Source organism: Marinifilum sp. JC120 (assembly GCA_004923195.1).
Lineage (GTDB): Bacteria > Desulfobacterota > Desulfovibrionia > Desulfovibrionales > Desulfovibrionaceae > Maridesulfovibrio.
Genome location: RDSB01000015.1, coordinates 1 through 10,773, shown reverse-complemented (window position 1 = coordinate 10,773; position 10,773 = coordinate 1). Strand labels below are relative to the sequence as shown.

The 10,773-nt window shown below is 40.3% G+C and carries 7 protein-coding genes; 4 read left to right on the top strand and 3 right to left on the bottom strand.

Features of this window, described 5'->3' with window-relative positions:
* The first annotated feature begins 9 nt into the window (after window positions 1–9).
* From D0S45_14405 to D0S45_14395, 3 genes are read left to right on the top strand one after another with little or no spacing between them, the layout of a single operon-like run.
* Window positions 10–447, top strand: coding sequence for a hypothetical protein (locus D0S45_14405; GenBank protein ID TIH13502.1), 438 nt, complete (start codon window positions 10–12; stop codon window positions 445–447).
* A gap of 5 nt (window positions 448–452) precedes the next feature.
* Entirely contained in the window at window positions 453–1,364 is a 912-nt protein-coding gene (locus D0S45_14400) for a DUF91 domain-containing protein (protein ID TIH13501.1), read from the top strand.
* Between the two features lie 13 nt (window positions 1,365–1,377).
* Entirely contained in the window at window positions 1,378–4,524 is a 3,147-nt protein-coding gene (locus D0S45_14395) for a type I restriction endonuclease subunit R (GenBank protein TIH13500.1), read from the top strand.
* A 253-nt stretch (window positions 4,525–4,777) separates the two neighbouring features.
* On the opposite strand, the gene D0S45_14390 is transcribed toward D0S45_14395, so the two are convergent.
* From D0S45_14390 to D0S45_14380, 3 genes are all read right to left on the bottom strand, one after another.
* Complete coding sequence (locus tag D0S45_14390) at window positions 4,778–6,592, bottom strand: hypothetical protein (GenBank protein TIH13499.1); 1,815 nt, start codon at window positions 6,590–6,592, stop codon at window positions 4,778–4,780.
* A 68-nt stretch (window positions 6,593–6,660) separates the two neighbouring features.
* On the bottom strand, window positions 6,661–8,682 hold the full coding sequence (locus tag D0S45_14385) for a hypothetical protein (protein ID TIH13498.1): 2,022 nt from the start codon (window positions 8,680–8,682) through the stop codon (window positions 6,661–6,663).
* 463 nt (window positions 8,683–9,145) lie between these two features.
* Complete coding sequence (locus tag D0S45_14380; GenBank protein TIH13497.1) at window positions 9,146–9,883, bottom strand: GNAT family N-acetyltransferase; 738 nt, start codon at window positions 9,881–9,883, stop codon at window positions 9,146–9,148.
* Window positions 9,884–10,265: 382 nt separating this feature from the next.
* Between D0S45_14380 and D0S45_14375 the strand changes: the two genes are divergently transcribed.
* On the top strand, window positions 10,266–10,773 hold a 508-nt coding region (locus tag D0S45_14375; GenBank protein ID TIH13496.1), incomplete at its 3' end, for a hypothetical protein.

Here is a 10,773-nt window from a genome sequence, read left to right as displayed (position 1 = left end):
AGGTCTAGCATGGTTATGATTGGGAGCGATGAACTTGTAAGAGTTTTTTCTGAAAGGACTTTCGCAAATTTAGAATACATAGAAAAAGCAAAACAAAACGGTGACTCCGTTTATGAAGCAACGCAGCTAATTAATTCATTGCTTGGGTTAATAATTTTCCCCAAAGAACATACAGATTCTATCATACCCAATAAACCTCTAGATGAACTTAAAAACTGGCCGCTCTTTGATGACTGCGAAGACTTAAATGATTTTATTAGATTATTCAGAAATGCAATTGCACATTGTAATATTCAGTTGTTAGGCAATGACAAAATAGAAGGCATTAGATTTGAAAATAAAAATAGACAGGGGATTACCACTTGGGAGCAAAACTTTTCCCTTGATGAAATCAGATCTATTGCCAATAAATTGTATGATTTAATGTATAAAAAACAAAACGGATAAAGCACATGTCCGACATCAGACTATTTCAATACAACACCCAGCAGGTAACTGAGCTGCCTCCCAAAGCCGCTCCGGTGGAAAAGTGGCTCCAGCAGCTCATTGAGAGTAATATGGAGACTTTTCTCGGTGTACGCTTCCTCGCTACAGAATTCAGCACCAGCAAGAGCCATGGCGGGCGTATTGATTCACTGGGGCTTGATGAAAACAATTGCCCTGTGATCATCGAATATAAAAGACATCTGAATGAGAACGTCATCAATCAGGGGCTGTTTTATTTAGACTGGCTTATGGAGCATCAAGCGGATTTCCAATTGCTGGTCATGGAGCGTCTTGGGCGGGAGGTTGCTGGGAAGATTGATTGGTCCGCGCCTCGTCTGTTGTGTATAGCCGGAGATTTTACCAAGTATGATGAATATGCCGTCCAGCAGATTAACCGCAATATTGAGTTGTTGCGTTATCGTCTGTTTAGCGAAGATTACTTGATGCTGGAACTTGTGAACCGTACTGAGGAAAGTAAGGCGTCTCGTCCCGTTGTTGTGACCAATGGTGATAGGTCTGAAGGGCATAAGCACAATATGCAACAAGCCAATAAGCAACTGACTGAGCTTTATGAATCTTTGCGGGAATTCATTTTGAATTTTGGCGATGAAGTGCAGGAGAAAGAGCTGAAGTGGTATGTCGCTTTCAAGAAATTAAAGAATTTTCTGTGCGTTCAGGTAAATGCCGGGAAAGGCGATCCTTGCTTGGTTTTGACCATGAACGTCGATCCATACGAAGTTGAACTCGAAGAAGGATTCAGCCGCGATGTTACTAACGTCGGGCATTTGGGAACGGGTAATCTTGAAGTTCGTTTGAGGAACGTTGATGACCTTGCGAAGGCCAAGCCACTTATCGAGATGAGTTACCAGAATAGCTAAAAAGGATTTTGACATGGCAGACGCACGCGAAAAACAGTTCCAGCAGGATATTATTGATTCTCTTGCCGCTAATGGATGGATTGTTGGTAAGGCTGAAAATTATGATCGTGAACATGCTTTGTATAATGAAGACGTTGTCGGGTTTATGCGTGAAGCGCATCCGGATCAGTGGGATAAGTTCTGTAAGATGTTTCCTAAAGATACTGAGGCGGCTTTAATTCGTAGTGTGGCACGTCGGCTGGATAAAAAAGGGTCACTCGATGTCTTGCGGCATGGCTATAAAGACCGGGGTGCGCGTATCCGGCTATGCCGTTTTAAACCCGATCACGGCTTGAATGCTGAAACTTTGCGCCAATATGGCTGTAACCGTTTACGTGTTGTGCCGGAGGTTACTTATTCGCCGCATGGATATGGCGGACGTTTGGATCTGGTGCTGTTTGTGAACGGTATTCCGGTGGCAACTTTGGAGCTTAAGTCTGAATTCAAGCAGCCTGTTGCTGCTGCCATACGCCAGTATAAACATGATCGTCCTCCTGTGGACCCGGCCACCAGACGCGCTGAACCTTTACTTTCCTTCGGTAAAAGGGTCTTGGTGCATTTTGCGGTCAGTCAGGAAGAAGCCTGGATGTGCACTCGACTCGCCGGAAAGGATTCTTTTTTTCTGCCCTTTAATATGGGCAGCACTGACGGCGGCAAAGGCAATCCTTTGAATCCTGATGGTTATGATACTTCTTATCTTTGGGAACGGGTGATGTTGCCGGATAACTGGCTGCATATACTCGGTAGATTCCTGCATTTGCAGCAGGAGGAAAAAGAAGATTGGGAAGGACGGAAGTACATAAAAGAAACTTTGATTTTTCCCCGCTACCATCAATGGGATGTTGTTAACAGACTGATCAAAGCAGCCAGTTATGAAGGGGCGGGTAATAAGTATTTGGTGCAGCATAGTGCCGGTTCAGGAAAATCCAACTCAATAGCCTGGACAGCCCATCAGCTAGCTTCTCTGTACGACGGGGAAGGTGGCAAGGTCTTTGATTCCGTTATTGTGGTTACAGATCGGACCGTGCTTGACGCTCAGTTGCAGGATACAATCTATCAGTTTGAACACGCCAGCGGACTAGTCAGCCGTATCAGCCGAGAGCTGGGCGACGGATCAAAATCAGAACAGCTTGCAAATGCCCTTGAGAGTGCTACCCGCATTATTATTGTGACCATTCAGACATTTCCCTACGTGCTGGAACTTCTAAGAGAGAGAACTTCCTTAAAAGGAAATAATTACGCAATTATTGCCGATGAAGCGCATTCCTCGCAGACCGGAAGTACTGCCCGTAAATTGCGGGAAGTGCTTGGGGTAAAACAGCGAGAAGAAGGTGATGAATTATCAACTGAAGATTTGCTTGATGCGGCAGTGGAGTCGCGTAAGGCTTCTGAAAATATAAGTTATTTTGCTTTCACTGCTACTCCGAAATCTAAGACTCTTGAAACCTTTGGTCGTACTCCTGATCCAGACTTACCGCCTTCTAAGGAAAACATACCGCAGCCATTTCATGTTTATAGTATGCGCCAAGCCATTGAAGAAGGTTTTATTCTAGATGTGCTTAAAAACTATACAACCTACGACATGGCGTGTCGTTTGGGTCTTAAGGATGGAGCTATTGCTGAAGAAGTGGATGCCCGAAAGGGAGCCAGTACAATTGCCAGATGGGTAAGGTTGCATCCGTACAATATCAGTCAGAAAGTGGAAGTCATTATAGAGCATTTTAGATCACGGGTAGCTTCTATGCTTAATGGTCAAGCCAAAGCCATGGTGGTTACTGATTCCCGCAAAGCTGCTGTGCGCTATAAACTTGCTTTTGATAAGTATATTGCTGCCAACCGAGAGGATTGCGAAGGTATTCAGGCAATGGTTGCCTTTTCGGGTGAGGTTGTAGACGAAGAGAATGGTGTTGATTCGTTTAATGAAAAAAATATGAATCCTGATCTCAGAGGGCGCGATATGCGCAAAGCCTTCGATACTTCCGAATATCAGGTCATGATAGTAGCCAATAAATTTCAGACTGGGTTTGATCAGCCGAAACTTTGCGCGATGTATGTGGATAAAAAGTTGTCAGGTGTTGATGCTGTACAGACTCTTTCTAGATTGAATAGAATTTTTCCGGGTAAAGATCAGACCTTTGTTCTCGATTTCGTAAACAAACCGGAAGAGATCTTGTTGGCTTTTAAGCCTTTTTATCAGACTGCCGCGCTAGCTGATGTTTCTGATCCAAATCTCGCTAGCGATCTTAAGGAAAAGCTAGACTCCCAAATGATTTATCTGGAGTCTGAGGTGGACGGTTTTGTCAGGGCTTTTTTTGATGAAAAGGTAGGACAAGATGTTCTGATGTCCCATTGCCGTCCGGCTTTAGAAAGATACCGTATGCGTTACCGTGAGTCCATGGAGGTTCTGCGCAGGGCAGATAAAGAGTTGCGTGAGGCCAAGGCAACTGGTCACACCGTGATGATTAAAAACGCGGAACACAGCCTTAAACAAGCGCATATCGCAAAAGATGTTCTGGATGTTTTTAAAAAGGATTTACTCAGTTTTATCAGATTTTATGAATTTTCAAGTCAGATCCTGGATTATGCGGATCGTGAATTGGAATCTTTCAATATCTATGCAAGACACCTGCAACCATTATTGAGAGAGCAGCATTTAGATGAAGATGTTGATCTTTCTGATGTGATCATGACTCATTACAGACTGTCCAAGCAAAGAGAAGAAACAATAAAATTGCAGCCCGGTGAAAGTATCAAAATTAGACCGACTTCTGCCGTTGGTTCACGCGTACCCCGTGCCCCTAAAACCGAGAGTCTTGAAGAAATTATTGCCAGAATGAATGAACTTTTCGGCGGAGATTTCACAGATAGTGACGGGCTTAGTTATTTACGGACTATTGTGGACAAACTGCGGGAAAATGATCGGGTAATGGCACAGCTTGATAACAACACACCGGAATGGGCCATGAAAGGGGATTTTCCCGTAGCAGTAGAAGAGGCCGTCATCGACAGCATGGAAACCCATAGAGATATGGCCATGCAGTTCTTAAGTGATGAGCATATCCAGAAAGGCCTAGCCCGGCTTATCCTTGGAGTACTGACTGAGGAGTATCGGGGGATTTAGGGTGAGTGTATGTGTGTTGAGCTGTGTAGTGCTCTTGTCTTTGGTAAATTGAAGTAGCCCAGGTAAAGCCAGTCTACTTGTTGTTTCTCATTAAATTTATCTTGCGTTATTTATTTGTGATTGTCTTTAAAATGCATTCTTTAAGTTCACAAAAACCTCCGTATGCATTCATGCGTTACGGAGGTCAGTTTATTTGATGGGGCGTCCTATGTCGGGGACGGCGTGTGAGGGCTGCGAGGAATTGTGATTGTGTTTATCTTCGTAATTTATTGCGTAGGGCGAAGGCGAAGAGTGCGGCTTGGATGGTTATGGTTAGGTTCATTATTAATCTCCAAAATGAGTTCCACCCGCTTGTGGGGTAAGCTTCAATTTTTGATAATGGTAAGTACCATAGGCATGAACTAATGAAGTCAACAGGAGGCATAGACTGTTTAACGGGAGATAAGGAGGGTAAAATAGGCGTAGCTACAATCATCGCATTGATAACCAAAATTAGAGCAAGAACTCCTAGGGCTTTTTCAGGCTTTTCCCCATAACCGCTACTTAAATTATATATATTCAAGTAATGTTTTGAAAAGCATTTTCCTGAATTAGTGAGAGAGTTATAGCAGAAAAACACAAAGGGTGAGAGTACTGTCAAGTATATTAAAAAGGCCGCGTGCATACTCAGTTTATACTTAGTTAGTGCCCAAAAAGATAATAGAGTCAATGCGGGGACCATAATATAGCTAATCCAGTGAGTTGAAAAAGGAATTTTATCGTTAACTATTTTTCTTTGAAATTCTTTTTCTTTATAGTGCCAGTGTGAAGTTTGCATCTCATCGGAACTGTCTCGGGAAACTTTTTTTAAACGGCGATATATTTCTTCGAGTTGCTCATCTGTTGTTTCAAGTTCTTTTTGGTGAGTTTCATCATAAACAGGGGCAAATTTTTCATCTCCCCATTTACAATCAATGAATTTGAATAGTTCAATATTAACTTCTGTGAAATGAAAGTTGGAAAGGTTCGTTGAATCGATTAAAATTTTTTCTTTTGTAATTGCAGCGGAAAAGGATGTTTTGCTATTGAAAGTAACTTTTCTAAAATATGACCATTCTTGAAAAAATGTTTGTTTAAAATCTGCTTTTTTATGAAATTTAGTTTTAATAAAATTTGAAATTTGTTTGAAAATGGTTCTAGAGAATATAGCGTTTTCATAAAATTCAACATTATTAAAAAAAACAGCATCTTCAAAAGTCATTTCAAAAAATGAGACTCCATCAAATGTAGAGCAGTGAAAATTACAAATTCCCTTGGACTTGGCATTATTGAATAATACTGTCGAAAAATGGCATAATGCAAAATCAACATCTTTTCTAAATTGACTACCTACAAAAGTAGCTGCGCTTAGAAAAATGCTTCCTCGAAAAGAGGCTCTACTACGGAACTGGCAACCCCTAAAATCTGTAGTGTTCCAAAAATGAGTACTTTGAAAGTATGCCTTTCCTCTGAATTGTGTCAGTTGAAAATTAGTTTTGTCTTGGAATTGGCTGTCTACAAAGGTAACTGTGTTACGAAACTGTACTCCTTTAAAATTAGAGTTGTTTTTGAAATAGCAAGCGTTAAATAGAACATCACTATGAAACTGAGACTTCTCGAAATCTGTTTTGTTTGAAAAAACACATCCAGTAAAATGTGCAAGCTCTTTAAATTTTGTGCCGGAAAAACTGACCCCCTCAGGAAATCTACAATTACTAAAAAGGATATTAGGCATTTTAGGGTTTTCTTTGCCATTAAATGTTGAGAATGAAATATATTCATGGAAAATAGTTCCAGCTATGCTGCATATATGGATATCTAAATAGTCGTTAGGTTCAAAACATTTTAGAATATGTGCAAAAACCAACTCATTAAAAGCATCTCCTGCCATCAACCCAGGACGTTCTCCTTCCCCCTCAACATAAGGTTTGGAATACTTATGCTCAGCTGGAGCATGAAAGATACAATATTCCTTACCTTCTGCATCGACATAAACAATATCATAATATTTGCACCAATTGCTATGTTCTTCTCCGGTACAGCAGGCCATGTGTTAGCTCCTGATATTTGGGTGGTGATAGTTGGGTGTATGTCAGTAGATGTGCATTGTGTTTGATTTTATCGACGTAGTTTGTTGCGTAGGGCGAAGGCGAAGAGAGCTGCTTGGAGGGTTATGATAAGCTTATACGCGGCTTCCCATGGCTTACTTTTTCCGACTGGGTCTAGCAGTGGAAAGCACCCTGTAGCATTAAATATCTCTGGCTTATTTGCAATATAAGCAGCTCCATCTAATAAAAAGGGGAAAATGATTAGTAATCCGAGGACCCCAAAAGCCCGAAGAGGTTTTTCACCATAGCCACTGATATAGTAGTATGTTTGTAGGTAAAATTTTTCAAACTCATTTTCTATACTCAAAATTTTTACATCTTTTTTATATATAAATAACCCCACAATAAGGAGTACTGCAGTTATCGCTGTGTATACATATGTTGGTTCTTGTGGAGCCATCACTGCGATGAAGGCATTGATAATCAAAGCGGTAATAAAAAATAAATAATAAAAACCCTTGGGTTTTGCTCTTTTTCTTTGCCATTCCTTTTCTTTGAAGTGCCAGTAGGAAGTTTGGACTTCATCTGAACCATCTTTAGCAATCTTTTTTAGCCGTCTGTAGGTTGATTCTAAGGCTGTGTCATCGAGTTTATCTACTTCGTTTTTAGGGTTTTCATTATATAAGGGGCCATATTGTTTTTTGTTTTTATGCCAAAAGCAATCAACAAACTGGAAGGATTCAATATGCATTTTCTTCATTGAAACATTGAATAATTCTGCTCGTTCAAAAATGATGTGTTGTCCACATATTGTGTTTTCAAATGAGGCAATGCCGTTGAAATAGCAGTCTTTAAAATATGCCCAAGAATCAAAAGTGCAGTTTTTTATTGAACAACAATAATGTTTGAAAAGCTGGTCTGGTATCTTGTTGTGTGTGGTGCTCGAAAAATCTGCGAGTTTTTTGAAGGAGCAACCTGTTATTTGAAATCCATTGTAGGTATGGCCATTGAATCTAACTGTATCTTCAAAATGAGAATGGCCAATATATAAACGACATGTTCCAAACATTCCGGAAAAATATGATGGACAATTAAAATTGCTGTATATAATTTTCAAAAAATTTATATTTGCGTTTGCAAACATAATTTCTTTTTCAAACTTACAATCTACAATTGTTAAGTGCTTAGATATGGTTGCTTTTGCAAAAGCAGCATTTTTATAAAACTGCGACCCTAAAAATCTTGCTTCAATAAATATAGTTTTTTTAAAAGATGAAATTCCATAAAAATCGCAATTCGAAATCTCTATTGCGCTATTAAAAACACACCTTCCAAGGTCAAATCTTTCATTAACTGTACTATCTATAAAACAAAATTCATCATCAAAGGTAGTTCTGTTGTAATCAAGGAATGTGCATCCTTTTTCGAAATTACATTTTTCAAACTTAATTTTCTTTTTAAATTTACAGTTTCTATATGAAACGTTGTTTCGAAATGTACATCTGTAAAATGAACAACCACAAGTCATATTTAATTCTTCAAAATCTATAGGTAGACTATAGCAGTTTATGGTTTCTTCAGGATGGTAATCGCGGTCGTCGAAAATCGAACCATCGAATGAAACATTCCCTGCAAATATATTATCTGCAAATACAACGTATAGCTCAAATAAAGTACAGAAAAAAGATGTCTCAGTCTCAAACTCGCAACCTGAAAAATCAACTATCCCTTTGAATGTACAATGATCAAATTTTATGGCTGGAAATTTTTTAATTGATTCAAAGCTTATATCTGTTGGGAAAATTGTCCCAGATAGATTACATCTAGGATTTTTTCCCCACCACGTGGATCGGCCTTCCCATTCATCTTTACCATCTTGTATGCATGAATTGATTCTTGAAATGACTAAATTATTAAACTCTGTGTCGGGCATACGCTCTAGTTGCTGCTCTTCTCCTTCAACATATTTTTCGTAATACTTATGCTCAGCGGGTGCATGAAAAATACAATATTCGTTACCCTCGCCATCAATATAGGAGGCATCTCTATCTGAACACCAATACCCATGTTTAACCCCAACACAACAAGCCATACCCAACTCCTAAATTTGAACTTATCTTCAAGATAAAAGTCTCATACTACAAATCTTAGGAGTGAATAAAGCCCTAAAAAAGCACAATTTAAAATTAACTCATCTCAACCCGTTCCATCTGCTCCTTAACACTCTGAGCCGTAACCCGAAAGGCGATTCCTCATGTCTGCTAAGCTTTCCGGCTTCAGCCAGCTTGTACACTTGTCTGATGCTGACACTCAGGCAATAAGCAGCCTCATCAGCACGTAACAAATGCTTACGGTTGATCATTTCAATGGGAGTAAGGTCAAGGCGTCAGATCTGGGTGCTGTGGGTAATCATCTTTAAATGGCTTGTCTTTTTCCGTTCGCATATAGGCAAATTGGAAAGCAATTATCGGAATTGTTCTGTCAATGTGAATAACGTTTTTCATTTAATTAGGAGTAAGCTTTTTTACATTCCTTCGAGTTAGCTGTCCTATGCTTTAATATCCCGCCTCCAAATCAACTCCTTTAATTTTGATTTGCTCGTCCTCATGCTCCATTTTGTAATCATCTATAAAAACTTCAAGTTCACTTTTTAGTAAATTGACCATATTTTCTCCTTCTTCAGAATGGAGCTCGGCGTATAAATATATTTCTAATTCTTCCACAAGTGGGCAAGACTCGGGCATTAGTTTGCATTGGGATAGAACTTCTCCAGAGTGCTTTTGAACAATTTCCGCAGTAGCAAAAATCAGAGCGGCCCCAACGTGTTGCCGCCTTTTGTCTCTAGCAGCGTAGATCCTTTCAATGTAGCAATTGACAGAAATATCCTTTTCCAAGGGGTAATACCGAATACTTAGGTTGAGTTGTATAAAACCTATTGGGGTTTGGTTGTCCACGGCAGAAGTCGCATAGAGTGTATATGAGTGTTCTGCTAGCACAACAACATCATCGTAATCTTCCCAATGCTCTGTCCCAGAGGACTCTCTTTCTGTTCCATCAATTCGAGCTATCGGCGACTCACTATGCAGCGTTGCTAGTGCCTGAGCTGGGAGCCCTTCAGCCCCACTGTAAATATTGATATGCGGTTTTGCCAGAAATTCGCTTTCTCTTGAAGAGTCCAGCCAGAGACACATATATTCATGCCATGCTTCATATATTAAGTTGTCCGTTTTTCTGGGGCCAGAGTAGATTGGAAAATTTAGAGTTGGGAATGGTGAAATATACTTAGAGTTCATTCTGCTAGTTTAAGTCTTAATACTGAAATAATCAACGGCTGCTTGTCTTTCTTCTCAGTCGTGGTGACGTTTGCGAACTGGTTTTTAGGTTATCATAGGTTACTTTTGGTTATTATCGGTTACTATTCGTTACTACCTGTTATTATAGGATATTTTTCAAATGGTGTTCCGAAATAACGGAAAATCACATATAATCTCCCGGAGTCCGAAGGCAGGACAGGTAAGGTAGGCCCACTTTTTCAAAGTGGTCGACCTTACGTCCTGCACAGCCATGCGGCTGAGGTTGGCTTATTCGCCTTCGGCTCAACGTATGTTGCTGACGGAATTGAGGACGGCTCAATTTTGGACTGACATTAACTGCAAACTAAGTGGAGTATATGAGATGAATAAAAAGGCTTGTAAAAACAATGAAGTGCAAGTTGTTGTAGAATTGGTAATGGAAAACAATCAGCCAATGGCTTCGTCTTTAGTTGTGGCTGAACTGTTTGAAAAGCAGCACAAGAACGTGCTTCGCGACATAAATGAACTAGAAATTCCTGATGACTATCGACAGCTCAATTTTGAGCCGTCCTCATATTTGAATAAACAGAACAAAGAGCAGCCCTCGTTTAACATGACCCGTGACGGTTTCTCTCTTCTCGCCATGGGATTTACTGGCAAGAAGGCTATGGAGTGGAAAATCAAGTTTCTTGAGGCCTTCAACGCCATGGAAGCCAAGCTGACGGTCCCGCCGGTAGAGGGAAAGATTCAGTATAAAAAGGCGACACCGGAGGCCGTAAAGTCTTTTGAGGGTATGGCCCGGTACTGGTGCTATCTTGAGGGTTGTAGCTGGGAGCAGGGCAAACGGCAGATCGAAGGGGCAATCAGAGTCTCGGATATTTATGAAATAG

Bases quoted from the DNA above. Each gene is read 5' to 3' on its own strand.
- D0S45_14380 (TIH13497.1), bottom strand. From the start codon at position 9,883: ATGAACTCTAAGTATATTTCACCATTCCCAACTCTAAATTTTCCAATC.
- D0S45_14385 (TIH13498.1), bottom strand. From the start codon at position 8,682: ATGGCTTGTTGTGTTGGGGTTAAACATGGGTATTGGTGTTCAGATAGA.
- D0S45_14395 (TIH13500.1), top strand. From the start codon at position 1,378: ATGGCAGACGCACGCGAAAAACAGTTCCAGCAGGATATTATTGATTCT.
- D0S45_14400 (TIH13501.1), top strand. From the start codon at position 453: ATGTCCGACATCAGACTATTTCAATACAACACCCAGCAGGTAACTGAG.
- D0S45_14390 (TIH13499.1), bottom strand. From the start codon at position 6,592: ATGGCCTGCTGTACCGGAGAAGAACATAGCAATTGGTGCAAATATTAT.
- D0S45_14405 (TIH13502.1), top strand. From the start codon at position 10: ATGGTTATGATTGGGAGCGATGAACTTGTAAGAGTTTTTTCTGAAAGG.